Raw genomic sequence first — 25,939 nt, forward strand, 5'->3', positions numbered from 1 at the left:
GGGTGCCTCTGTTCTTTGGTCTTTTTATTTTTATATTAACCTGAACAAAGGAGAGGAGAAAAATGACGGAAAAACTGAGAATCGTGCAGATGGGGCTTGGCCCGATCGGCAACAAGGTGACGCAGTATTTGGCAGAGCGGCCTAACCTGGAAATTGTCGGGGCTATTGATACCGACCCGGCCAAGGTGGGACAAGACGTCGGCGTATTGGCCGGTCTGGCGCCGCTTGGCGTGATCGTAACGGCTGATATCGATGCGGCGCTGGGGGGCGGTCGGGCTGATGTTGTCGTGCTGACGACTGCGTCCAGCATGGCGAAAGTTCATGACCAGCTTCTCCGTATCTTGCCTTACGGCGTGAGTGTTGTTTCTTCCTGCGAGGAACTGAGTTATCCCTGGCAAACCCAACCTGAACTGGCCGCCAGTATTGACCGGGCCGCCAAAAAGAGCAACGCGGCGGTACTCGCTACCGGCGTTAACCCCGGGTTTCTCATGGATTTTTTGCCGGCGGCCATGACCGGCGTATGCCGCAAGGTGCGCAAGGTAACGGTCGAGCGCATCCAGGACGCCACGTTCCGGCGCATTCCGTTCCAAAAGAAGATCGGCGCCGGGCTTACGGTGGAAGAGTTTTATAAGAAGGTGGAAGAAGGCGTCCTGCGGCATGTAGGCCTAACCGAGTCGATGCACCTGATTGCCGCCCGTCTCGGCTGGCAGCTTGATAAAACCGAAGATATTATCACGCCCATCATCGCCGAGCGGCGGGTAACAACCGACAGCATGGTCATTGAGGCCGGCAACGTTCTTGGTGTGCAGCAGCTAGGCCGCGGCATCATGGGCGGAGAAGAAGTCATTTCCCTTGTTTTCCGCGCCGCTATCGGCGAGCCCGGGGCGCGCGACCGCATTGTCATTGACGGCGAACCGGCCATTGATAGCTGCATCAATGGCGGCGTCAACGGCGACGTGGCCACCTGCGCCATTCTTGTCAACGCTATTCCGGTGGTCGCCAAAGCCCGCCCGGGCCTCAGGACAATGGCCGACATCGAGCCGATTACTTGCTGGTAACCGCTCTTAGATCATATGCGGTGTCTTATGTTGATATAGAAAAACAATAAGTCCTTGCTAGGTGCCGCTAGCGACACCTAGCAAGGACTTTTATATTTCCGCGTGCCCATCCAGATTAATATTTTACCGGAACTGTTCATGCATTTGTATCGCAATATCGATTAAGTAAACTGCTCACACAGAACGGACAGGGCAGTCTGTTTTCGGTACATATAAAAAATTAAATATTTTTTCGGATATGATAAATTTTGTTTTAGAGCAAACACAAAGGATATCTTGTTACATGAGAGAATTTCATATTCATAGCCCAATAAAATCAAGGGTTAACTATACATATCAGCCAAGTTTATTAACAGTCTGCTGGCGGCCTATGAGAGCGGTGCCGGCTAACGATATACGAAAATACCAATGGGCGGGGTTGCGATGAATAATATACAAGTCGAGGAGAAAAAGATGCGGGCAATTCAGTCAGTGGTCAGAGCGTTTAATATATTGAATTATTTGGCGGCGCACCGAACTGGTGAGAGTTTATCCAACATAAGTCGGGGAATAGGCCTTAGCAAAAGCACGACCCATAGCCTTATTTCCACCCTGGAGCAGCTAGGGTATGTTCAGCAGGACCAAAGCACAGGCAAGTATTATCTGGGGATGAAACTATTTGAGTTAGGACAAGTGGTTCATGCCAATATGGATCTTAGAAAAATTGCAATGCCATACCTCAGTGAGCTTGCTAAGAAATATGAGGAAACGGTTCATTTGGCCGTGTTATCTAAAGGCGAAGTAGTTTATATCGATAAAGTTGACAGTCCCCGTTCAATTAGAATAGCCTCACAAATTGGCGGACGAAATCCGGCATACTGTACAGGAGTTGGAAAGGTGCTACTTGCAAGCTTATCGGACGCAGAATTGGCAAAAACCCTGAAAAACGTGGATTTTAGAAGGTTTACTGAGAATACCATAACGGACGCTCTTTCTTTAAAAAAACACTTAGAAGAGGTTAGACAGCGCGGGTATGCTTTTGACCGGGAAGAATTTGAAATTGGTCTGTTTTGTATCGCAGCGCCAATAAAAAACCATAAAGGAAATGTGATTGCCGCTATAAGTCTTTCAGGCCCAACCGCGCGGATGACCAACGGAAACCTCGAGCAAATGATCGAAGACCTTACTGGCACTGCCAAGCTGATTTCAAAGCAATTGGGGTTTAAGCCATAAATTTTAACTTAAATAATAAGGGCCATTCTCGTAAAGCCATCCAATGGTGACTAAAACCTGGTCGGGTTTGCGGATGTTGGCCGATAGCGAGCTCCGTTTCCGCCGTTAAACACATTTTCTCCGCTACTATCATCTACTCGGGTAGATAGTAGCGTATCTTTTGCGGATTAAGGCCGCCGAATTGGCACGCTTTTTAGGTTGTTCCACTTCGAAAATAGACTGGCGGTATCATCTTAATATAGAATAAAATTATTGTAGTATTAATAGTTTTATTAAAAATTATTTTTTAACTTGTCGAAAAATAGCAGGAAAACAAGACTAAATGTCAAATATAAACATCGTAACATTTGTGAACAGCGTTTGCTATTATCGCACATTTTGTGAACGGTGTGCGGTAATATCGGATAATGCATAGAGGTGAAGAAGTGAAAGCCATCTATCTCGACTGTTTCTCCGGCATTAGCGGTAACATGATGATTGGCGCCCTGCTTGACGCCGGACTACCCATCGAACACCTGCGGGCCGAGCTGGCCAAGCTCGACCTTTCTGCCTATAGGCTAATTGATAAGGATGTGGTCAAAAAGGGGATACGGGCCAGGTACTTTAATGTCGAGTTTCGGCAGTGGTTTCAGCCCTCGCGCAATTTCAGCGATATCCAAAAAATCATTGAAAAAAGCAGTTTGTCCAAACGGGTAAAGGAGCAAGCGGAGGGGATTTTTTCCCGGTTGGCGGCGGCAGAAGCCAAGGTGCATGGCACTTCGGTCGATAAGGTCCATTTCCATGAGGTGGGGGCTATTGACTCGATAGTTGATATTGTAGGGACAGCCATTGGTCTTGAGTATCTCGGGATTGAGCAGGTCTTCGCCTCGGCGTTGCATGTGGGATCCGGCTATGTCAAATGCAGCCATGGCCTAATGCCTGTCCCAGCGCCGGCCACGGCTGAACTTCTCCAGGGCATCCCCTTTTACAGCGACAAAATTAAGGGGGAGCTTGTTACACCTACCGGAGCGGCCCTGGTGGCGAGTTTGGTCCAAGAATTTGGCGCGGTGCCGGAAAGGATGAAGACGGAGCGCGTCGCTTATGGTGCCGGAAGCATGGATCTTGACATTCCCAATGTGCTGCGCGTCTATCTTGGCACCGTACAAATGGAGGCGAAAGGTCAGAGGGCAAAGCTGGTTGAAACTAACATGGACGATCTCAACCCGCAGATTTATGGCTATGTCATGGAGCGGCTGTTTGCCGCCGGGGCCTACGATGTATACCTTACGCCGGTGATCATGAAAAAAAACCGGCCTGGCACTAAGCTGACCGTGATGATATCGCCTGACAAGCTAAACGAGGTTGTTCGCCTAATTTTGACGGAAACCAGTACCTTGGGCGTGCGTATTTTGGACTGCGACTCGTACCATGTGGCGCGGGAAACGGTCACAGTCGACACGCCGTGGGGAGCAGTTCGGGTGAAAATCGGCAGACTGGACGGGCGAATAATCAATATTGCCCCGGAATTTGAAGACTGTCGGACAATTGCCGAGCGGCATAACATCCCGCTTAAGGCTATCCATTCCTGTGTCCTCGGGAAGTGCCAAGTACTGATAGAAGGTATTGTGGAAACAAAATAAAAATTACCAGGGGCTAATATGACCGTAGTGGAATAGACTTTGGCGGTTAACCATTCGTTTCTGCAAACGCGTTACAGCTTAGTGTCGCAATATTATTTATTGGGAACGTTTGGCTCAGTCGCCGGGAACAGGAATTTTAGTAAGATGCTTATACTTGAATATCGACCAAAGAGGTGATGTAATGCCTGTTGAAACCAACCACGGCCGGCAAATTCAGTCGGTGGCCAGGGCTGTACAAATCCTTGAATATTTGGCTACTGCCGGTAATCAAGATAGTCTCAGCAATATTAGCCGCGCCATTGGGCTTAGCAAAAGCACTACGTACAGCCTGATTTCCACGCTGGAGCAACTGGGCTATGTCCAACAAGACCAGTCAACAGGCCGGTACTCCTTGGGAATGAAACTGTTTGAACTAGGTCAAGTGGTTCATTCAAGCATGGATATTCGGCGACTGGCTATGCCCCATCTTCGTGAACTGGTGGCAAAATACGGCGAAACCGCACACTTGGCCGTGCTGTCCAAAGGCGAAGTAGTATACATTGACAAAGTTGATAGCCTCCACTCTATCCGTATCGCATCCCAAATTGGGGGGCGCAATCCAGCCCATTGTACTGGCGTGGGTAAAGTGCTGCTTGCCTGGCTAAGCGATACTGAGCTTGAGAAAGTCATGGCCGGACGGGTGTTGCATAAATTTACCCCCAATACCATTACCGACTATGCGCAACTAAAACGACATTTGCAGGAAATCCGCCTGCGTGGCTATGCCTTGGATGAAGAGGAATTTGAAATCGGCCTTACCTGTGTGGCTGCGCCAATTAAGAATCACCGCCAGGCGGTCATTGCCGCTATTAGTTTTTCTGGTCCTACGAGCCGGATGAATAACGAAAACTTAAGTATGATTATCCGAGACGTGACTGAAACGGCCAAAATCATTTCCATGGAGTTTGGCTTCAAAGAATAATAAAAGCTTTTTAATTTCCTACAAAATATAACCGTTTGTTAAATGTGAACGAAGTCCGATAATATCGGACCGCAAGGAGGTGGTTATAACCAGCCCTAATTGCTCCCCAAAAAAACGAAAGTAAAAGGAGGTTCAAAGTGTGAAACTCGTATCCCTGAAACCTGTTGTGGACAAGGACAAATGTATTGGCTGCGGCATTTGTTCCAAAGTTTGCCCTGCCGAAACAATTGCAGTTAAAGAGCGCAAAGCGGAAATTGACCTTGATCATTGCCGTGGCTGCGGCGCCTGCAATCAACGGTGTCCCGTTTATGCAATCACGATGGAGAAGCTGGAAAAACCGTACACGGTTAAGGTGGACATTGCCGATCTCGCCTATGATGAGATTGCTAACTTATGCATCAAAGCCAAGCTTAATCCTGACCAAATTATCTGTTACTGTACTGCAACCAGAGCGGAAGAAGTGGCCGGCGCTATCCTCAAAGGGGCCAAGACGCCGGAAGAGATCTCGCGCAGGACCGGCATCCGCATGGGCTGCAAAGTGGAATGCATTCAGCCAGTACTTCGACTGCTTAAGGCAGCCGGCATCACTCCCGAGCGTCCGGCCGGCTACCAGTGGTATGGTCTTACGCCCACCGTTTGGGACATTCCGGAAGAAGTTAAAGCCAAGTACAATAGCCGCGGCTTCTACTTCGATGAAGATATAAAACTTTTGGACAAAGTTGTTGAAGCTAAACCGAGCGGGAGGGATTCCGAATGATGCGCAAACCAATTACTCCCATGGCTCCGCGGGCCTCGCAGTATGGCATTGCCCCGGAACTCGTGAAAAAGCGGATGGCCGAATACCCGGAAATGACGTCCCTGCTGGTGAAAGACCTATTTGCAGATACGCCGGACGTCATCTACCCCGGCGAGAACGGTTTGGCCGCTATTCGTCAAGCGGCGGAAGCTGCGCTCCGTAAGGTCGATATGTCCATGATTAAGCCGGGTGATTCGGTAAACGTGCTCGCCTCCCACCACGGTTTTACTCTCCTTGGCGGCGAGCCCTACGCTGAACTGCTCCGTGCGGTGCGCGACATTATTGCTGAGCGGACGGGTGCATCGGATATCCGGCTGCGGGCTGGCGTAGGCCTACGGTTCCGTGAGACGGAAGAATATATTAAGCGGTACGGGCTTGACGCGCACTATAAAGGTAAGGCGCGCGGCGTGGCCCCCATTGACGAAGGGGTGGCCATTCAGACTGAAATTGGCACCTTGTACGGTATCAAAGCCATTTACGATGCCGACTGGATTGTTCATGTGCATAACAGTGATGTGCGGGAAGTGCATTTCCATCGTCAGGTTGACCGGGCAGTTAAACCTTTTGGCATGTCCTACGCGCGGATCGAAACCCGGTCGACCTATCATTGGAACATGGGGCCCCGGGGAGCGAATTTTACCGCCCGCGCCATCTTTGAGTCAGAGTTTGTGAAGAGTAAATTCGCCTTCGCTGCCTTTCTGAATATGTCGCCGAGCGGCGTAGTTGGCGTAAGCGCCGAAAATGACCTCTATGTGCTCAATGATCAAATAACGGTAGAAGGCCTCAAATATTATGGCAAAATCATGACACTGCTGGGCGAAATTGATGAGTGTATCGTCGGTCTGGACTTCCCCTGCCCGGTGCCCTATGTGTTCGCTGCCGGCGTAATTTACGCCAACTTTGCCGGTGCGAATCAAGACTTGTTCGACCTTGACAAAGGCTTGCCGCCCTATACCTGGTATACCGAAGCTTTCTACGGCAAAAACGGCAAACCTTTGATTGACGGTGTGCTGCCCGTCAACCCGGCGATTAAGATGGTTGTGCACAACTACGCATGGGGTGGTTATCCGAGCGCTTTCTTCTCCGAGCATGTGCCCACTATTGTCGTCGGCCAGGAACAAGCCGACTTGTTCAACACCGACCCGCAAAACTTGTCGTATATGAAATATGCGGTTGTGGCCAATGAGCTGGACGAGGCGATGCACTTTGCCTACAAAGCGGCCAAGACCGACAAGGTTATCATCTTTGACGGCGCCATGGGCGGCATAAATGTAAGTAAATCACTGGCTGAGCTGCTGATACGTAAGGCGCCCGAAGTGTCGGCACGGGTTGATCAGGAGCTCATGCCCAAGTGGCTTAAGCAGCGCGGCGTTTCCCTGTAAAGATTAAGAAGGGCGGAGGTAGGCGAAATGCAGCAAAAAATTCAGGCGCCACCCGATATAAGAGATACCATCTTTGCTCCGGTTGGCAATCGCACGTTTATGGCCAAAGTTATCGCCGAAGCGAGCGGCGTTATCGCAGGGAGCAAGCGACTGGCAGAAGTTTTGATGCCCCTTGGCGTCACTGTCAACCAGCTCCTAGGCGACGGCGCCGCCGTTGACGCGGGCGCGGTAATCGCCACCATTACGGGTAAGGCCAAACAGATTGCCATGGCCGAAGAAATCGTCATCGGTATAATGGCTAAACCATCAGGGATAGCAACGGCAGCGCAAAAGGCCGTTCAAGCAGCCGGGCCTGACCTCCGCATTGTTTGCGGAGCATGGAAAAAAATGCCTCCCGAGATTAAACATATTGTCCGGGAAGCGGTGGCTTGCGGCCAGGCCGCTTTCCGGATTTCCGACCAGCCGTTTCTCTACTTGGATAAGAACTTTGTTCGCATGTTAGGCGGCATTGAAGCTACCCTCGCTGCCGTGAGAGATATGAATGACAAACAAAAAGTCATCCAGCTTAAAGGGCATTATGGCTCTGTCGCCGCGGAAGCCCTCACGGCGGTGAAATATGGCGCCGACATAATCATGGTGGATACCGGACGGCTGGAGGACGTAACGGCGGTGCACGAGGCGCTCATTGCCGAAGGTTGGCGCGACAGAGTCCAAATCGCTTTTGCAAAAGGCATCAAGATAGAAGCCATTTCCGAACTAAAAGGCCGGGGCATTGATATTCTGGACATTGGCGTCGCCATTATTGACGCCCCGCTTCTTGATATGAAGCTCGAGGTCTGCGGGGAGGTTGCGGCATGCAGCTGAATCTGCTCGAAAAAACCGAGCTGCGTATTTTTGGACTTGTTTTGGCTAACACCAATTTAAGTCTCGCAGCGGAAAAAGTGGCTGAAGCGCTGGCTCTTCCCCCGGCCAGCGTGCTGGTGGTAGATGTCAGGCCTGACCATATTTGCCTGGATATCCTTGAAAAGAGTTTGGACCTGAGGCAAATTGCCGGTAAGGAGCGGGCTATTCTCGACGGGCTGGCCACGGTGCCCGGGCTTACCGTTACCGCTGATGCCTATGTGGATTCGTCCGGTATAATGGGGCTTATCGCTTTTGATGAACAGCAGGCCAGCGAACTTATCACGCGGACGGAACACCTCGCTACCGAGATCGAGCAGGCGGTGCTGCGGCGGGCAATAGTGTTTGCCACCGGATTTGAAGTAAAGCAGCGAATGATTGAAGATACCAATTCGCCCTTTCTCATGCGCCTCTTGACCGAGCAAGGCTACAGCGTTGAGTTTGGTGGTATTCTCGACGACGATGCGGTGGTAATTAGAAGGAAAATCGACGACGCCCTCGACCGTGGTTTTGGGTTGATAATTACCACCGGCGGCGTTGGCGCTGAAGACAAAGACTTCAGCGTTGAGGCAACGACCGCGATTGACCCGGCGGCGGCAACCCCCTGGATTGTCAAGTTTCAGCAAGGCACCGGCCGGCATGTTAAAGCCGGAGTGCGTATTGGCGTAGGCCAGTGCGGCATCGCCACAATTATCAACCTTCCCGGCCCCCACGACGAGGTGGTGGCGAGCAGCGCAGCCTTGAGGCGACACTGCCGGACGGGGCGGATCGACAAAGTCGCGCTGGCGGATGAAATTGCGCAAATCTTACGCCAGAAGCTAAGCGGTAAGCACTGGCAGCATCATACCCATCAAACTAGCGGGGAGGAAGATCATGGAAAAAACCATCATAGAGCAACTAGCTAAAGAACTTTATCAGGCGGAAATGACGCGGACACCTGTTGAAGCGCTAACGGCGCGTTATCCGGCCATCACTAACGAAGATGCCTATCAGGTACAGCTTGTAGGCCAAAAGTTGCGGGAAAACGACGGGCACGTTATTGTAGGCCGAAAAATTGGCCTGACCAGCAAAGCCATGCAGGCTGCGCTCGGCGTGTTTGAACCGGATTACGGCTACATTACCGACCGCATGATGGCTCTGGAGGGCGATGCGGTCAGCATGAACGAGCTCATCGCCCCAAAAGTGGAGGCGGAAATTGCTTTCGTGCTGAAGCGCGACTTGGCCGGTCCCGGCATCACCGTGGCGCAGGTGCTTGAGGCTACGGCGGGAATTATGCCGGCGCTGGAGATTATTGATACCCGCATAAAAGACTGGAAGATTAAAATTCAGGACACCATTGCCGACGGCGCTTCCATTGGCAAAGTCATCCTCAGCGGCAAGCTGCTGCCCGTTGGGGCGCTAGATATGCGCTACATGGGGATGGTACTGGAGAAAAACGGCGAAATCGTTGCTACCGGGGCCGGGGCGGCCGTACTTGGTCATCCGGCAAATGCCGTGGCCTGGCTGGCTAATAAACTTTCCCAGTTCGGAATTACCCTCAAAGCAGGAGAAATAATCATGTCCGGATCACTGACCGCTGCCTGTCCGGTAGCTGCTGGGGACAACATCAGGGCGACTTTCGACCATATCGGTAGCGTCAGTGCCCGGTTTATCTAAAAGGAGGACCAAAAGATGCAGAAAAAACTGAAAGCAGCGGTACTGGGACCGGGAAATATCGGCATTGATTTAATGCTGAAGCTTTTACGGAGCCCGTATCACGAAGTTGCACTCGTATCAGGAATCGATCCGCAGTCGGAAGGACTGAAAATTGCCGCTTCCAAAGGGATCCCTATCTCCCTGGAAGGCATCGACGGCGTACTGGCAGTTAAGGACTTGGACATCGTATTTGACGCTACTGGTGCTAAGCCGCATCTCAAGCATGCGCCGCTATTGAAGGAGGCCGGCCTATTCACCGTTGACCTCACCCCCGCGGCGGTGGGACCTTATGTCGTTCCTGCCGTAAACTTGGACCAGCACTTAAATAGCGCTATGAATGTCAACTTAATTACTTGCGGCGGACAGGCAACGATACCGATTGTATACGGCGTCAGTCGAGTGACCGAGGTGGAATATGCGGAAATAGTGGCGACCATTAGTAGCCGGAGCGCCGGACCCGGCACGCGGAAAAACATTGACGAATTCACGCAAACGACCCGGCAGGGCCTGATCTCCGTCGGCGGCGCCAAGGACGCCAAGGCGATAATTATCCTGAACCCGGCGGAACCGCCGATCTTGATGCGTAATACCATCTATGCCAAGTGTGACACACGACGGATTGACGATATTGTAAAAAGCGTAAATGAAATTGTGGCAGTAGTGCAGCGGTATGTGCCAGGATACCGGCTCAAAGTTCCCCCTTATGCCGATGGCGAACGGGTGGTAGCAATGATTGAAGTTACAGGGGCTGGTGATTACTTGCCAACTTATTCGGGCAATCTTGATATTATTACGGCAGCTGCCGTCGCAGTTGGCGAGCGTTATGCCCAGTTTAAGCAAAAGGCGGTGTTTTAGGTGAAGCGGATTAGAATAATTGATACTACATTACGGGATGGGATGCACGCTGTCAGCCACCAATTAACGCCGGAGCAGGTGGCCTTGATTGCTTCGCGTTTGGATGAAGCCGGCGTTGGAACAATCGAAGTAGGCCATGGAGATGGTCTTGGTGGATCTTCAATGCAATATGGCTTTGCCAAGGCAACAGACCGGGAATACCTTAAGGCTGTATCGCAAGCGATAAAGCAAACCCGGCTTGATGTATTGCTAATCCCGGGAATTGGCACGATTGAAGATTTGAAGGTTGCAATGGAGTACGGTGCGAAGACGGTACGGGTTGCAACCCATGTAACGGAAGCCGATGTTGGCGAGCAACACATCGGTTTTGCCAAAAAGAACGGTCTTGAAGCTATCGGTTTTTTAATGATGTCGCATATGGCTTCCCCGGAAAAAGTGGCTGAACAGGCCAAACTGTTTGAAAGCTATGGTGCAGACATTATCTATGTAGCCGATTCGGCCGGGGCCATGCTGCCGGAAGATGTCAAGGCCCGGGTTAGTGCTGTAAGGTCCGCCGTATCGCTTCCTGTAGGCTTTCACGCCCATAATAACCTGGGTCTTGCTATAGGAAATAATCTTGCCGCTATTGAAGCCGGAGCAACGGTGTTGGACGGTACGGTTCGAGGTCTGGGCGGCGGAGCCGGGAATGCCCAATTGGAGGTTTTGGTAGCTGTTCTCAATCGCATGGGATATGAAACAGGAATAGATCTTTATAAGGTAATGGACCTGAGCGAGGAAGTGGTAGCGCCGCTAATGCAACGGCCGCAAATTATAAATAGGGAAGCTTTGGCTATAGGCTATGCCGGAGCATACAGCAGTTTCCTATTGCATGCGTACCGCGCGGCGGAGAAATTCGGCGTCGACGCCAGGGATGTTTTGATCGAACTGGGGCGGCGCAAAACTGTTGGTGGACAGGAGGATCTGATTATTGACGTTGCCATAGAGCTGGCAAATAAGAAAGCGCGGACTGCGTAGGGGTGACCTGAGATGGGCCTGTATATGGCACATTTCCAGGAAATGTTTGAAAGGTAATGTTCTAATACGGGCCAGATCGTAGGAACCGGCAATATTGCAGACAGCCATAATAGGGATGGCGTCAGATGTTGGTAAGGGTTTAGGGAAACAAATGTTCTAAGACCCGAGGATACAGCCGCCGAGGTGGATGCCGCTATTCGGGCAATTGTTAAGGAAGCGGGGGAAAGGCAAGATCGGACCTGCTTGAAACCAAAATAATATTGTTGGATGTTTTCTTTCAGCGATATATAAGAAAGGCATTGGGGAGACCAAGGGTTATGGACTGCATTTTTATTGGCGTGAAAGACAATGAGATTTTAATCTAACTTCCAAGGGGCTTAATTCAAGTTTAGCAACACATGTAGGGGGGATTCAGTATGATAATGGAGAAAGGCTACGACCTCAGAGAAAGTTTAAAAGTATTATGGGCTAATATTAATGCAGCCGCAGTGGGAACGGGTCTGGTAGCTACCCTATTCAGCACTCTTGGGCCCGGTGTAATCGTAATGAATGCCGCCAAACAGGGCGGACTGACAGATGCCCAGGCAGTTTCGTGGTTGTTTGGTATTTATGTTTTCGGTGGCCTTTCGACAATGTTTATGGCTTTGCGGTATCGTATTCCAGTTGTTATTGCTTACAGTATACCTGGGGCTGTGCTTTTGGGCAAAGTACTATCACAATTTACGATAAATGAGGCAGTTGGAGCTTATATGCTTGTCGGCTTGGCAACATTTATTCTTACCGCGACAGGAGCTATTAAAAAGGTTGTTGATCATATACCGGTTCCGATAATGCTTGGCATGGTCGGTGGCGTGTTGTTAAGCTTCGGTGTTAGCATGTTTTCCGCGGCAATTAAAACTCCCTCGATTTATGGCGTCATGCTGGTAGTCTTTTTTGTCACAATGACCTTCCGGCATTTTTCGCAGAAAATACCGCCCATTATGATCGCCATGATTGCCGGCGCCATTTTGTTGACTTCTTTCGGCCTGGTTAAACCGGTAACATTAAATTGGCAATTGGCTAAACCTGTATTTGTCGCCCCCGATATCAGTCTCAAAGCCATACTGAATATCAGTGTTCCCCTGTTTTTCCTGGTTATTGGCGTGCAGAACATCCAAGCGGTTGGCGTGCTTATGGCAGAAGGCTATAAACCGCCGATAAATGCCATGTATTTGGTTCCCAGTATCGGTGCTTTTATTAATGGATTGGTTGGCGCACATCCGGCTGTTACTGCCGGGCCGAGTACAGCAATCTGTTCCAGTTCGGCCGCTGGGGAAAGAAAAGAGATGCGGTTTATCGCGGCGTTCTTTGAGGGAGTATTCTGGTTTACATTTGCGCTTTCCGCCAAAGTGGCTGTTGACGCGGTCAAACTTGTTCCGCCTGAATTTACCGCCGTATTGGCAGGACTTGCAATGTTTGACGTGTTTGGCAGCGTCTTTAAAGGTGCCTTCACCGGCCAGTTCCGGTCGGGTGCTGTTGTAGCCTTTTTCGTCGCTATTACCAATTTGTCGATCTTGAATATTGGCGCTCCTTTTTGGGCCATTATTTTTGGGGTTTTAACTTCGCTGCTGCTGGAGAAAAATGATTTCAAATTTGTTAATGGCACCAACGGAAGTAGCTTAGCAAACGCTAAGGCTTAATCGTTTTATTGTTGTTCGCGAATGCTGCGCAATAATATCAGATATATGGTGTCTTATTAACAATAAAGAGCAGGAAGGCGGGAGCTTCCTGCTCTTTATTAAAATACATCATTAAATACATCATTGGCGTTGACGTGATAGACGTCCCACTCTTGAATATGCTTCGTTTTTAAGCGGGAATATAGGATAAAAATTACCGTAGGAGGCGAATTATGACGCTATTGGAACAAATATTGGCGGTAAACCAATCTTTTGTTCAAAATGTATCAGAAGCGTTTAGACAAACCGCGCCAAAGGTTAGCAAGTTCCCGAAAAAGAGATTAGCCATATTTACTTGCATGGATACGCGGCTTGTTGATTTTTTGGAACCGGCGCTTGGCATCAAACGGCAGGAAGCGGTAGTCATAAAAAATGCCGGAAATTCCATCACGGGCAGCTTTGAGGCTACCATCAGAAGCCTTGTAATAGCCATTTTTGAGCTTGATATTAAAGAAATTATGGTAATAGGCCATGAAGATTGTGGGGTTGCTCACTCAACTTCGCAGGCAATTATTGATAAAATGCTGCGAAGAGGTATATCACATGACGCGATTAAGATGATCAAAGAGGAATTTGAATTATGGCTGGATAATTTCCACCGACCACATGAGAACGTAAAACAAGTAGTTGAAAAAATTAAAAACAACCCGTTGATTCCGGCCGATATTCCTGTTCATGGTTTGATTTTTGAACCGAATACAGGGGAATTATCCATACTGGTTAATGGTTATGACAGCTAAATATAGACCGTGCTCCTAGATGCCGAGTCCTTTAAATTCAAATATGTCCGGATACCTGGCGAAAACAATGCCTGATTGCTTCGGTACAGTGCGGGTCCGGTACGAAAAATGATATGGCGAGGTGGACACAAACATGTGGACACAGCAGTACGACCCGTTTTCTAATCAGGTTCTGTCAATTATTATTGCCAGTTCACCAGTTATTCTTATGTTTCTCCTGCTTGCGGTCTTCAAAGTAAAAGGGTATTTAGCCGGTAGCGTTACCTTGGCCTATACATTTACGGTAGCGCTGCTCTGGGGATTGCCGCCGCAGTTTACTTTTTTCGCTGGCTTATACGGATTTGTTTATGGGTTATACCCGATAATGTACATAATTTTCCAGGCTTTTTTTCTGTATAACTTAGTGGTCGAGAGCGGTCAATTCCTCAAGATGCGGCAAACATTGGAAACGCTTACAGCCGACCGCAGGCTGCAGGTGCTAATAATCGGCTTTTGTTTTACGGCCTTTCTAGATAGTACCGCCGGGTTCGTAGCACCTGTGGCAATTTCTACTGCGATCCTAAAAAGCCTGGGTTTCCCAGCTTTTCAGGCTGCAGGTCTATGCCTAATTGCCAGCGCTGTTCCGGCTGCCTATGGAGCTATCGGCATTCCTGTATTAGTGATGGCTAAAGTGACGGGGTTGCCGGTAGACCAATTAAGCCGCGGGATTGCAAAAATAATTCCTTTCATGTCTTTTTTAATTCCGGGCTGGATGGTTATATTGTTGGTCGGGTGGCGGCGGGCAGTGGAAGTTTTGCCGCATATTCTGGCTTGCGCGCTGCCGTATTCCTTTTGTACATGGCTTGTTGCCACTTATATTGGCCCGGATTTAGCCGGCGTCATCCCCGCTATTGTCAGCCTGTTTACGGTGTTGTTGTCTATTAAGACTCTAACGCCGTGCGACGCGTATAGGTTTGAGTCAGATCCGCCGGTAAACATTAGCGGCACGTTTAAATGGCGGGATTTTATCGGCAGCTGGTATCCATTTATATTGCTGGCACTTATGGTATTGCTCTGGAGAATACCTTACGTATACGAGTTACTTGGCCGGTATAGCGTCGTTTGGTTTATCCAGGGACTACATAACCTGGTAGTCAAGATTCCGCCTGCGGCGTCCCAACCGGCACCGCTTGAGGCAGCGCTGGTATTTGATGTCTTGTCTTCGGTAGGAACGGCAATTTTCGTTGTTACGGCTATCAGCGCCAAACTGCTTGGTATATCAGCAACAACTTACTTTTCCGTATTGAGGCTAACTCTGTTTCAGCTTAAATGGCCGACAATTAATATGGGTTGTGTGTTTGCTCTTGCTTTCATTATTAACTTTAGCGGTATGAGCGCGACATTAGGCTTGGCTTTTGCCTCAACAGGCCCGTTCTACCCTTTTTTCACGCCCATCCTTGCGTTGCTTGGCAGTTTCATCGTCGGGAGCAATACCGCCACGAATGCTATGTTTGGCGCGTTGGAAGTGGTTAGCGCCGAGGCTCTGGGCTTTGACCCTGTTTTAGCTGCCAGTATCCTTAGCTGTGGCACCGTGGCCGGGAAAATGGTAGCGCCCCAGGCGCTGGCGGTAGCGGCCAGTGCCGCTGAGCTATTAGGCAAAGAAGGCGAAATATTTGTTTTTACCATCAAACAGGCGCTGGTATTCGCGATTATACTGGGAATGTTGGCTATAGTCGCAAGTCGTGTATTCGGAAACTAGGTGCTGGCCTAAAAGAAAATATTTAGAGACTGTAGCCAAAGAAAAAACTGTATATAACCAAGCCCGGCCGGGCCTCAGGACAATGGCCGACATCGAGCCGATTACTTGCTGGTAACCGCCTTACGATTACTTAAATCGACAAAAAATCCCCCAGACGGGGGATTTTTTGTCGAAAAAAGGTATTATTGCGGAAATGCGGCATTGGCGCGGCATGGGCGGCTTGTGATAGAATGGAGCAGTACTTATTGCATTTTACGGGGTGGTGAGGCTATGAATGCGTCGGACTTATATTTACTTACACTGATATTGTTCTGTACAGGGATAGTGTCAGCTGTCGTCTTACGCAAACACGAAAAAACTGTCAACAGAGTTGCACATAGTATGGCTGCGCTGGGATGTACCACAGCCGTACTGTGTGCAATTTTTGTTTTCGCGGGCGAGACGGTCGTAATGCCCCTCATTAACTGGTCTTTCTTTGGCATGATCAGCGCCCGCCTGGATCGGCTGGCGGCGTTCTTTTTGCTGGTTGTCGGCCTTGTCGGGGCCATGAGCAGTTTATATGCCGTCGGCTATTGCCGGGAGTATTACGGACGGCGCCTATGGATCATGGCGGCCTGGTACAATGCTTTCTTACTGTCCATTATTCTTGTTTTCACCGTCAGTCATGTCGTCGCGTTTCTGGTCGTCTGGGAGGTAATGACGGCGGTGTCCTTTTTCCTTGTCAACCACGAATGGGAAAAGGAGGTTAACCGCCGTGCCGCATACATTTATCTGGTCATGACCCATATCGGCACAGCCTTTATTATCACGGCGTTTTTGCTGTTGGCCGTTCGCGCCGGCACCTTCGACTTCGCCGGATTGGCGCAGGGGGGGACGAGCGAAACGGTGCGCAATCTCGTCTTTTTGCTGGCGCTGGTTGGTTTTGGTACGAAAGCAGGCATCATGCCGGTTCACATCTGGCTGCCCCTGGCCCATCCCGCTGCGCCCAGTCATGTTTCGGCCCTCATGTCCGGCGTGATGATTAAAACGGCCATTTATGGCCTTAGCCGGTTTCTGCTTGATTTTTTGGGCGCCGGGCCTGACTGGTGGGGCGTCCTGATGCTGGTTTTGGCCGCCGTGTCCGCCGTGCTGGGAGTGCTGTATGCGCTGATGGAAAACGATCTCAAGCGGCTGCTGGCCTATTCGAGTGTGGAAAATGTGGGCATTATTCTGCTGGGGATAGGCGCCGGCCTGTTGTTTGCCGGCAGCGGCCAAACGCTGCTGGCAGGTCTGGCCTGGTCGGCGGCGTTTTATCACCTTCTTAACCATGCCGTGTTTAAATCGCTGCTGTTTCTTGGGGCCGGCGCCGTGGTGCAGCGCACTCATACCAAGGACATTGAGCGGCTGGGCGGCCTGATCCGTCGGATGCCCTATACGGCCGCCCTGTTCCTGGCCGGAGCGGCGGCGATATCGGCCTTGCCGTTTATGAACGGCTTTATTAGTGAATGGCTGACCTTTCAGGCCCTCATCTACTTGCCGTACAGCCTCAGCGGCATTGGCGGCCGGCTGGCCGCGGCGTTGTTCGTGACTGCCCTGGGGCTGACCGGGGCCTTGGCCGCCGCCTGTTTTGTCAAAGCCTTTGGTGTTACTTTCCTGGCCAAGCCGCGCAGCGCCGCCGCCGGGCAGGCAACGGAAGCGCCGGCGGTGATGCTTGTTCCCATGGCTGTGCTGGCTGCCGGCTGCGCCGTGCTTGGCCTCTGGCCCCAGCCGGTTTTGGCGGTGCTGCAAGCAATGCTGGCTGATTATTACGGCGCCTCAGGGGTGGCGTTCCGTTACGCCTGGCCGGGGCTGGCCGTCCCGGTCGGTGTCGCTCAGCCGGTTTTGGCCCTGCCATGGGCAGCTGTCTTGCTGTTGGCCGGCGTTGCGCTGGCGCTGGTGATTTTCCGGTTACGGGGCACGCCGCGGGCGACGGTGGGCGAAACCTGGACCTGCGGCATTGTGCCTACGGCCCGCATGGAATATACGGCTACCGGGTTCTCCAAACCTATCCGCACCGTTTTCGCCGCCATTCTGCAGCCGCGGCGAGAGACGGTGGCGCAGGACGATGGTAGCGCCTATTACGGCCGGCGGCTGGCCTATCGGCTGCACATCCGTTACGTCCTGAATGACCTCTTCTACCGGCCCGTGCATGCCGTTGTGCTAAGCGGGGCGCAGGCGCTTAAAAACATCCAGAGCGGGAGCCTGCAGCTGTATATTGGCTATGTGCTGGCCGTGACAGTGATTATTTTGGTTTGGAGTACGAGCAGGTGGTGAAGATAGTGATCAATATTATTGGCATGGTCGTACTAATGCTTGCCGCCCCGCTGGTGGCAGGCGTCATTAAAACCGTCAAAGCGCGGCTGCAGAACCGCCGCGGCCCTTCGCTGCTGCAGCCGTATTTTGATTTGGCCAAACTGTTCGGTAAAGACAGCGTGTTTTCGTCAACCGTTTCGTGGGTGTTTCGCGGCGCGCCGTTTGTCTATTTTGGTGCGACCGCCGGAGCGGCTGCGCTCTTGCCGGTAGGGGATGGCGCGGTGTCGTTGGCCGACCTGTTTATTCTCGTGTATCTTTTTGCGTTGGGCCGTTTTTTTCTGGCGCTGGCCTCGCTCGACGCTGGCAGTGCTTTTGGCGGTATGGGCGGGTCGCGGGAGATGTATATCGCCGTGCTGGTGGAGCCGGCGCTCCTCCTGGCGCTTCTGACCGTGGTCATGCCGGCCGGCGGGACGGACCTTGCCGGCATGGCCGCCGCGGCCGGCCGTGCGCCCTTGTCCCTGCCGCATGTGCTGGCGGCCCTTGCCTTTTTCTTCGTGGTTATTGCCGAGACGGGACGCATTCCGGTGGATAACCCTGACACGCATCTTGAGCTTACAATGGTGCATGAAGGCATGGTGTTGGAGTATTCAGGCCGCTATTTGGGCCTCATTCATTGGGCGGCAATGGTTAAGCAGCTGATCATGCTGACGCTGTTTGTCACCTATTTTGTGCCGTGGGGATGGGGGCCGGCCGGCTTGACCGGCGGTGCGCTCTGGTTTGCCGGCAAGGTGCTTTTGGCCGCCGTGCTGCTCGGCGTCGTCGAAACCAGCACCAACAAAATGCGGCTGTTTAGGCTGCCCCATTTTTTTGCCATATCCTGCCTGTTATCACTGCTGGCGCTTATAGCTCAATAGGGGGGAGAAGCGTGAATCTGCTGACAATTGCCCTCATGGCGGCCGTATTTGTGCTGACGCGCGTAACAATGCTGCGCACGGCCGTCCACATTCTCGTGTTCCAATCGGTGCTAATCGCCCTCGCCTGCCTGGTCATCGGCGGAGAAACCGGTGAAATGCACTTTTATCTGGCTGCGCTGTTGACGGTGGTCATTAAGGTCGGCATTATTCCTTATTTTCTGTACCGTATTGTCAGCCGGTTGCGGCGTGAACGGGAGGAACGTCCCTTGTGGGGCCCCAATGCGTCTTCCCTGGGCGCGGCGGCTGCCATTGTACTGGCCTACGGCTTTATCAGCCAGGCCCTGCCAGGGGTAGTCAGCCGGGAGACGCTGGCCGCGGCGGCCGCTCTGGTGCTGATCGGGCTGCAGCTCATTATGACCCGGCGGCAGGCTATTCTGCAGATTGTCGGGCTTAACACGATGGAAAACGGCCTGTATCTATTGGGGCTTTCGATGACCAAGGGGCTGCCGCTGATTATCGAGCTCGGCATCTTTTTGGACGTAATGGTGGCCGTCGTGGTGCTGGTCATTCTGACTTATCGCCTGAAGATATCCTTTTTGACTACCGATACGTCGCAACTGCGGAAACTGAAAGGGTGAAACTATGCTGGAGCTTATCTACGCGGCCCTTATCCTGCCGCTTGCTACGGCGGGAGCGACTTTGCCGCTGAAGCGCCCAGGCGCGATTAAGAAGGTCAATCTGGCGGGAAGCCTGCTTACCAGCGGCGCGCTGCTGGCAATTGTCTACTCCGTTTATACGACGGGCCCGCTCTACACCGGCCTGTTTTATGCCGATCACGTGAGCGCCCTGCTTCTAACCGTCATTGCCGTCCTTACCTTTACGGCGACGTTGTTTTCGGCGCCGTATATGGAAAAAGAAATGCGCCACGGCGTTATCCCGGCCGCCGCGTTGCGGCGTTATTACATGCTGCTGAATGCCTTTTCTTTCACAATGGCGGCTGCTTTGTTAGTGGAAAACCTCGGCCTGCTCTGGGTGGCGATCGAGGCAACGACGCTGGTATCGGCGCTGCTGGTAGCGTTTCAGCTAAACCGCTCCGCTCTGGAAGCGGCGTGGAAATACGTCATGGTTTGTACGGTCGGCATCTGTCTGGCCTTGTTCGGTACCATTCTGCTGTATTATGCCCAGGTCAGCGCCGGCGGCAGCGGCCAGGAAGCGTTGAGCTGGCTGGCGTTAAAGCAGGTGGCGGAGCGGCTTGACCCGGCCATGGTTCGCCTGGCTTTTGTCTTTATTTTGATCGGTTATGGTACCAAGGCCGGTTTGGCGCCGATGCATACCTGGCTGCCGGATGCGCACAGTCAGGCGCCTTCACCGGTCAGCGGCCTCTTGTCCGGGGCGCTGCTAAGCTGTGCGTTGTACGCCCTCATGCGCCATGTGGCTATTGTCAAGGCCGTAGCCGGTACTGCTTTCATCCAGCCACTGCTTGTTGGGTTAGGAGTGCTTTCGGTGTTAATTGCCTTGCCGTTTTTGCTGTTGCAGCACGACATCAAGCGGCTCTTTGCGTATTCCAGCGTAGAGCATATGGGTATAGTGACGCTGGCCCTTGGCCTGGGCACGCCGCTGGCCGTCTATGGCGCGCTGCTGCATGTGCTTAATCATGCGGTGGCCAAGTCGGCGCTCTTCTTTCTGGCCGGCGCCATTGTCCAGGAATATCGCACCAAGCATATCCTGCGCATCCGGGGCATGATGACGTTCGCTCCCCGCCTCGGCGCGCTGTTTCTGCTCACTGTCCTGTGCATCACCGGCATGCCGCCGTTTGGCGTCTTTGTCAGTAAATTCACGGTTGCCTGGGCGGCTTTTGCGGGTGGCCAGCCGCTAGTTGGCGCGGTGCTGCTACTATTATTGGCCGGTATTTTTGCCGGGATGACCTATTATTGCTGCCAGATGGTGTTCGGGAGCGGTGCTGGACCGGTGCGGCCTGCTCCGCTGAGCGCGTCGGCCATGATCGCCATTGGGCTGTCCCTGGCCGTTGTCACTCTGACCGGCCTGTCGATGCCGGTCTGGCTGGATGCGGTCCTGACCCAGGCGGCAGCCATTATTGTAGGGGGGTAAGCAGATGCTGACATATCAGGAAATTCAGCCGGGAGCGCTGCGGGATACGGCTGTCGCGCTACTGGCCGGCGGCGCCCAGCTTGCGGCGATGTTCGCCAGTGACGAGCGGCCGCTTAGCGGCAGTTTCGCCATTTACTGCCTCTTTGCCAACCATGCTAGAGGCGAGTTTACGGGGATAAAGGTGCTGCTGGCCGAGGAGCCGTGGGAGTTTCCCTCTTTGGCGCCGGTAACGCCTGCGGCCGCCTGGTATGAACGGGAAATCCACGACCTATTCGGACTGACGCCGGTCGGACACCCAGACCTTAGGCCGCTGGTGTTGCATGAGAACTGGCCGGCCGGTCAGTACCCGTTGCGTAAGGATTTTACTCTGCCTGCGGCTGTTGACGACGCGGGCGGAGAGTTTCCCATTCCCGCCGTGGCCGGCGAAGGTGTCTTTGAAGTGCCGGTCGGACCTATTCATGCCGGCATCATTGAGCCCGGTCATTTTCGGTTCAGCCAGGCCGGTGAAAACATTATCCACTTGGAGGCCAAACTTTTTTATACCCACCGCGGCATCGAAAAAGCGGTGGAAGGTTTACCGGTAGAGGATGCTTTTTATCGGGCCGAACGGATTTGCGGCGCTTGCAGTGTGTCGCACGCCATTGCCTTTTCCCAGGCGGTGGAAACCCTGGCCGGCGTGGAAGTGCCGCCGCGCGCCCAGTACCTCCGGGTGCTGGCGGCTGAACTGGAACGGCTGTACAATCATGTGGGCGACATCGGCAATATCTGCGCCGGCGTCGGTTTTGCCGTAGGGATAAGTCACGGCAGTAGGGTGAAGGAACTAATCATGCGCCTTAACGAAGCGCTGACCGGCAACCGGTTCTTGCGGGGGATGGTGGCGCCGGGGGGCGTTCGTCTGGATATTACTGCCGACCTGGCTGGCGCAATTATTAACGCCCTGCAGGTCATAACTACCGATTTCCAGGAGCTAGTGGACATTCTCCGGGAAAATAGCGCCTTTTTGGACCGGGTAAACACTACCGGCGTGCTGCCTCGCCAGACGGCGCTGGATTTAGCCGTTGTCGGCGTCGCGGCGCGGGCTTCGGGCGTCAATGTCGATATGCGGCGCGATTTTCCCTATGCCTGCTATGGCAAGCTCAATTTTAAAGTCCCGACATATCCCCAGGGCGACGTGGCCGCCCGCATCTGGGTGCGGGCCGATGAAATCCGCCAGACGGCCAGCATCATCCGCCAGGTTTTGGACGGCATGCCGCCGCGGCAGGGAGCGCTAAAGGCCGCCTTGCCGCCATTGCCGCCGTATCATGCCGCGCTGGGCTGGAGCGAGTCCCCCCGGGGAGGCAACCTGCACTGGCTGATGGTCGGGGAAGATAGCCGGATCTACCGTTATTTTGTCCGCTCGGCTTCGTACCCCAACTGGCCGGCGGTCGCCCTAGCCGCGCCGGGGAACATTATTCCGGACTTTCCGTTAATTAATAAAAGCTTTGAACTCTGCTACGCCTGCATTGACCGTTAGGAGGGTAGCCCCATGCTGAATATTTTACGCAAAATTATCTATACCGGCACGGTAACTGAAAACTGGGATGAGGCGCCTGTTCCGGCGAGGTTTCGCGGTGAAGTGGCGGTGGATACGGACCGGTGCGGACGGTGCGGTCACTGTGCCGCCGTTTGTCCAACCGGAGCCATTCGCCTGACGCAAGCGGCTTTAGCGGTGCGGCATGAAGCCTGCATCTTTTGCGGGCGCTGTGTGGATGCCTGCGAACAGGCCGCCCTGCGGCACATGGCAAACGGCAACCTGGCTGTCTTTAGCGCCGCTACCGGCATTGCCGGGGCCGGCCAGGCGCTGCGGGCCAAAATCCGCCGCGTCCTTGGCCGGTCGCTGGCTATCCGCCACGTCGATGTCGGGTCCTGCAACGCCTGTGACTGGGAAATGGTCGCCCTTACAAATCCGCTTTATGACTTGCAGCAATACGGTATAGATTTTGTGGCCTCGCCCCGGCATGCCGACATGTTGATGGTTACCGGCGTGGTGACGCGCAATCTTACGCAGGCGCTCTTAATGACTTACGAGGCGACGCCGGCGCCCAAACTGGTTATGGCGGTAGGCAGCTGCGCCGCCGGCGGGCAGACTTTTGGCCAAAGTTATGCTATCCGCGGCGGTGTCGATGCGCTGGTGCCGGTTGATATTTACGTGCCCGGTTGTCCGCCGCGGCCGCAGGCGCTGCTCCACGGTTTGCTGCTGGCCTTGGACCGGCTGTAAGGCAAAAAAATTTATGACGACTCTTTTGAACCGCAGAGCACGCGGAAAGTGAGATATTCATCGCGCCAGAGATGATTATCTCTCCGTGAACTCTGTGGTTTTTTGTTAATATTGAACATATTTAACATATTTTTAGATGCCGTTTTTCCTCAAGGATAAAAGTATTTTTCCAACTTTTGGTGAATATATTTTGATATACAACTTTAGCCGCACCCATGACAAAACCAGCATAGCGGGAGGCGAATTATGACGTTACTGGAACAAATATTGGCGGTAAACCAATCTTTTGTTCAAAACGTATCGGAAGAATTTAAACAAACGGCGCCCAAGGTTGGCAAGTTTCCGAAAAAGAAATTGGCCATATTTACCTGCATGGATACGCGGCTTGTTGATTTTTTAGAACCGGCGCTTGGCATCAAAAGGGAGGAAGCGGTAGTTATCAAAAACGCCGGCAATTCTATTACCGGCAGCTTTGAGGCTACAATCAGAAGCCTTGTAATCGCCATCTTTGAACTTGATATTAAGGAGATCATGGTAATAGGCCATGAAGATTGCGGTGTTGCTCATTCTACTTCGCAGGCAATTATCGAAAAAATGTTGCGCAGGGGCATATCACATGACGCAATTAAGATGGTGAAGGAGGATTTCGAGCTATGGCTGGATAATTTCCACCGCCCCCACGAGAACGTAAAGCAAGTAGTTGAAAGAATAAAAAACAACCCGTTGATTCCGCCCGATATTCCTGTGCATGGCCTGCTTTTTGAGCCGAATACCGGGGAATTATCCGTACTGGTCAATGGCTATGAGCGCTGAACTGAAAATGTTGCGGTCTTTTAGCCGCAGAGGACGCGAAGGGCGCGATATTCATCGTGCCAGGGATAATTATCTCTCTGTTCCTCTGTGGTTTATTGTTGTCACAAGGGTGGTTATTGCATGGGGACTTTTTTTTAGGTTGACCCCACAAAGCAGGAATTAATCTTTTTGCATATAAATACATAAATAATGAATGCTTTATCAGGCTGTCACGAGAGGGGATAGACAAAATGAAAATCAAACGGGTGGATGTGACGATAAGTACGAACAAAATGCAAGAATCGAAGGAGTTTTACCAAAAATATTTTAATTTCAAGCTGGTTTACGAATCGCCATGGTATATTGAGCTGGTATCGCCCCAGATGCCAACTACCGGGATCAGTTTTACCCTGCCGCAGCGGGAAGCAGGCGAGTTTTTTAGCGGCAAGGGGATTATTATTTCTTATGAAGTGGATGATGTCGATGCCGAGTATCGCCGGTTGAAAGACGCAGGGCTGGACATTCGCCAGGAAGTGCAGGATAAGCCGTGGGGCGAGCGCAGTTTTGTCGTCGACGACCCGAACGGGGTGCATCTGTATATTTATCAGACGATTGAGCCGACGCCGGAGTACAAGGCGTTGTATGAGGCATTTAAGACGGAATAACCGTGCTAAGTCTTGCCGCTGCGATTCAATTTAATATCGACAGCACTTTCAGGACAATAATCGGTAAGCATAACGCGCTTCTATTGTAATTGCTGGTGCCCTATGCTATAATAGGCGTGACAATTGGATAAGACAGTTCGCAACCCCATCCTGTCTATAAACAAAACTAGGGACTGGCTGCAATGGTGTAATGCAGCATGTTTAGGGGCGTAAGCCCTTTTTTTGTTGCCCTAATATCCGCAAGGGAAAAATAAGTAAGCCTTAATAAAAGGAGGTAATTTTATGGCGGGAAGAAATGAACGCGAACTAAGCGGCGTGACGCTGCTTGGCAGTCAGGAGACGACGTACAAATACCAGTATGACCCTTCCATTCTTGAAGCGTTCGTAAATAAGCATCCCGAAAATGATTATTTTGTTAAGTTCAACTGTCCGGAATTTACCAGTATCTGCCCCAAGACGGGTCAGCCCGATTTCGCCACTATTTACATTTCCTATGTGCCGGACAAACTGCTGGTGGAAAGCAAATCGTTAAAACTCTACCTGATGAGCTTTCGCAATCATGGCGATTTCCACGAGGACTGCGTCAATATTATTATGAAAGACCTGATCCGCCTGCTTGATCCCAAGTACATCGAGGTGTGGGGCAAGTTCACGCCCCGCGGTGGCATCTCCATCGATCCGTACTGCAACTATGGCAAGCCGGGCACCAAATGGGAGCAGGTGGCGGAAAAACGCCTGTTTTACCATGATATGTATCCGGAAAAAGTGGACAACCGTTGATATGATAAAAAACCAAAAAGGCCCCTTCGGCTTAGCCGGAGGGGCCTCGGCATGTGTGCGCTCATAATATTTTCATGCGGCGCAGCCGGTCGTGGACTTTCTCAAACAGCAGGCCCACGCCAAACCAGACGGGGGCGTAGTCCAGGCGGATAAGCCCGTCTATCTGCCAGCGGGCATGGGAATAGTCCCAGGGGCTGACGCCGGTCAGGAAGCGGAGCAGCCAGCCGCTGGCGTATTCCACGGCGAAGAACAGCACCATCCATACCAGGCCGCGCAAAGTAATTGGCCAGGCGCGGATGCGGTCATGGACCGGTTCAAACAGCACCGCCAGCCCATAGATGGGAAACATCCACAGATAGGTTTTGGCCGTTAGGCGGACATCGCCGGACAGGAGCGAGCCCAGTCCGGTCCACAAAACTTCCAGGCACCACCCCAGGGCGCCGTACACGAAAAACCTGTACAT

At 52.3% G+C, this 25,939-nt stretch carries 24 protein-coding genes; 23 read left to right on the forward strand and 1 reads right to left on the reverse strand.

Translation table 11 applies throughout. From position 1 onward, the window contains the following. Window positions 1–62 precede the first annotated feature (62 nt). From BLQ99_RS02875 to queF, 23 genes are all read left to right on the forward strand, one after another. The gene (locus BLQ99_RS02875; RefSeq protein WP_093687964.1) at window positions 63–1,058 is read left to right on the forward strand and encodes an NAD(P)H-dependent amine dehydrogenase family protein; all 996 of its coding nucleotides are present in this window, start codon (window positions 63–65) and stop codon (window positions 1,056–1,058) included. A gap of 423 nt (window positions 1,059–1,481) precedes the next feature. Beyond that, a complete protein-coding gene (locus BLQ99_RS02880; protein ID WP_216093619.1) occupies window positions 1,482–2,270 on the forward strand; it encodes an IclR family transcriptional regulator in 789 nt (262 codons plus the stop codon). 425 nt (window positions 2,271–2,695) lie between these two features. Beyond that, window positions 2,696–3,889 carry a nickel pincer cofactor biosynthesis protein LarC gene (larC, locus tag BLQ99_RS02885; protein ID WP_093687966.1) on the forward strand — a complete coding sequence of 398 codons (1,194 nt, stop codon included), beginning with the start codon at window positions 2,696–2,698 and terminating at the stop codon, window positions 3,887–3,889. Window positions 3,890–4,070: 181 nt separating this feature from the next. Continuing rightward, entirely contained in the window at window positions 4,071–4,850 is a 780-nt protein-coding gene (locus tag BLQ99_RS02890) for an IclR family transcriptional regulator (RefSeq protein WP_093687968.1), read from the forward strand. 139 nt (window positions 4,851–4,989) lie between these two features. After that, a complete protein-coding gene (locus BLQ99_RS02895; RefSeq protein ID WP_093687970.1) occupies window positions 4,990–5,607 on the forward strand; it encodes a 4Fe-4S binding protein in 618 nt (205 codons plus the stop codon). Then, complete coding sequence (locus BLQ99_RS02900) at window positions 5,604–7,028, forward strand: hypothetical protein (protein WP_171904576.1); 1,425 nt, start codon at window positions 5,604–5,606, stop codon at window positions 7,026–7,028. The genes BLQ99_RS02895 and BLQ99_RS02900 overlap by 4 nt, the downstream gene beginning before the upstream one ends. A 27-nt stretch (window positions 7,029–7,055) precedes the next feature. Continuing rightward, a complete protein-coding gene (locus tag BLQ99_RS02905) occupies window positions 7,056–7,892 on the forward strand; it encodes a hypothetical protein (RefSeq protein ID WP_093687972.1) in 837 nt (278 codons plus the stop codon). Further along, window positions 7,883–8,833 carry a molybdopterin-binding protein gene (locus BLQ99_RS02910; protein WP_093687974.1) on the forward strand — a complete coding sequence of 317 codons (951 nt, stop codon included), beginning with the start codon at window positions 7,883–7,885 and terminating at the stop codon, window positions 8,831–8,833. The genes BLQ99_RS02905 and BLQ99_RS02910 overlap by 10 nt, the downstream gene beginning before the upstream one ends. Further along, window positions 8,802–9,584, forward strand: a complete 783-nt coding sequence (locus BLQ99_RS02915) for a 2-keto-4-pentenoate hydratase (protein ID WP_093687976.1) — start codon at window positions 8,802–8,804, stop codon at window positions 9,582–9,584. The genes BLQ99_RS02910 and BLQ99_RS02915 overlap by 32 nt, the downstream gene beginning before the upstream one ends. A 15-nt stretch (window positions 9,585–9,599) precedes the next feature. Next, window positions 9,600–10,478, forward strand: coding sequence for an acetaldehyde dehydrogenase (acetylating) (locus BLQ99_RS02920; RefSeq protein WP_093687978.1), 879 nt, complete (start codon window positions 9,600–9,602; stop codon window positions 10,476–10,478). Further along, a complete protein-coding gene (gene dmpG / locus BLQ99_RS02925; protein WP_171904577.1) occupies window positions 10,479–11,492 on the forward strand; it encodes a 4-hydroxy-2-oxovalerate aldolase in 1,014 nt (337 codons plus the stop codon). A 416-nt stretch (window positions 11,493–11,908) separates the two neighbouring features. Further along, window positions 11,909–13,171, forward strand: a complete 1,263-nt coding sequence (locus BLQ99_RS02930; protein WP_093687980.1) for a benzoate/H(+) symporter BenE family transporter — start codon at window positions 11,909–11,911, stop codon at window positions 13,169–13,171. Window positions 13,172–13,383: 212 nt separating this feature from the next. Continuing rightward, complete coding sequence (locus tag BLQ99_RS02935; protein ID WP_093687982.1) at window positions 13,384–13,950, forward strand: beta-class carbonic anhydrase; 567 nt, start codon at window positions 13,384–13,386, stop codon at window positions 13,948–13,950. A 133-nt stretch (window positions 13,951–14,083) separates the two neighbouring features. After that, window positions 14,084–15,688 carry an L-lactate permease gene (locus BLQ99_RS02940; RefSeq protein WP_093687984.1) on the forward strand — a complete coding sequence of 535 codons (1,605 nt, stop codon included), beginning with the start codon at window positions 14,084–14,086 and terminating at the stop codon, window positions 15,686–15,688. Window positions 15,689–16,069: 381 nt separating this feature from the next. Beyond that, entirely contained in the window at window positions 16,070–17,980 is a 1,911-nt protein-coding gene (locus tag BLQ99_RS02945; protein WP_216093620.1) for a proton-conducting transporter transmembrane domain-containing protein, read from the forward strand. A 5-nt stretch (window positions 17,981–17,985) separates the two neighbouring features. Beyond that, a complete protein-coding gene (locus BLQ99_RS02950; protein ID WP_245690227.1) occupies window positions 17,986–18,873 on the forward strand; it encodes a respiratory chain complex I subunit 1 family protein in 888 nt (295 codons plus the stop codon). Window positions 18,874–18,884: 11 nt separating this feature from the next. Beyond that, window positions 18,885–19,511, forward strand: coding sequence for an NADH-quinone oxidoreductase subunit K (locus BLQ99_RS02955; RefSeq protein ID WP_093687988.1), 627 nt, complete (start codon window positions 18,885–18,887; stop codon window positions 19,509–19,511). Window positions 19,512–19,515: 4 nt separating this feature from the next. Beyond that, window positions 19,516–20,982: a hydrogenase 4 subunit F gene (locus BLQ99_RS02960; RefSeq protein WP_093687990.1), complete on the forward strand. Its 1,467-nt coding sequence runs from the start codon at window positions 19,516–19,518 to the stop codon at window positions 20,980–20,982. 4 nt (window positions 20,983–20,986) lie between these two features. Further along, complete coding sequence (locus tag BLQ99_RS02965; protein ID WP_093687992.1) at window positions 20,987–22,495, forward strand: hydrogenase large subunit; 1,509 nt, start codon at window positions 20,987–20,989, stop codon at window positions 22,493–22,495. Between the two features lie 12 nt (window positions 22,496–22,507). Further along, complete coding sequence (gene nuoB, locus BLQ99_RS02970; protein WP_093687993.1) at window positions 22,508–23,239, forward strand: NADH-quinone oxidoreductase subunit NuoB; 732 nt, start codon at window positions 22,508–22,510, stop codon at window positions 23,237–23,239. Window positions 23,240–23,485: 246 nt separating this feature from the next. Further along, a complete protein-coding gene (locus tag BLQ99_RS02975; protein WP_093687995.1) occupies window positions 23,486–24,052 on the forward strand; it encodes a beta-class carbonic anhydrase in 567 nt (188 codons plus the stop codon). A gap of 230 nt (window positions 24,053–24,282) precedes the next feature. Further along, on the forward strand, window positions 24,283–24,696 hold the full coding sequence (locus BLQ99_RS02980; RefSeq protein WP_093687997.1) for a VOC family protein: 414 nt from the start codon (window positions 24,283–24,285) through the stop codon (window positions 24,694–24,696). 282 nt (window positions 24,697–24,978) lie between these two features. Then, on the forward strand, window positions 24,979–25,476 hold the full coding sequence (gene queF, locus BLQ99_RS02985) for a preQ(1) synthase (RefSeq protein WP_093687999.1): 498 nt from the start codon (window positions 24,979–24,981) through the stop codon (window positions 25,474–25,476). Between the two features lie 61 nt (window positions 25,477–25,537). On the opposite strand, the gene BLQ99_RS02990 is transcribed toward queF, so the two are convergent. Then, on the reverse strand, window positions 25,538–25,939 hold the full coding sequence (locus BLQ99_RS02990) for a putative ABC transporter permease (RefSeq protein WP_093688190.1): 402 nt from the start codon (window positions 25,937–25,939) through the stop codon (window positions 25,538–25,540).

Source organism: Sporolituus thermophilus DSM 23256 (genome assembly GCF_900102435.1).
Lineage (GTDB): Bacteria > Bacillota > Negativicutes > Sporomusales > Thermosinaceae > Thermosinus > Thermosinus thermophilus.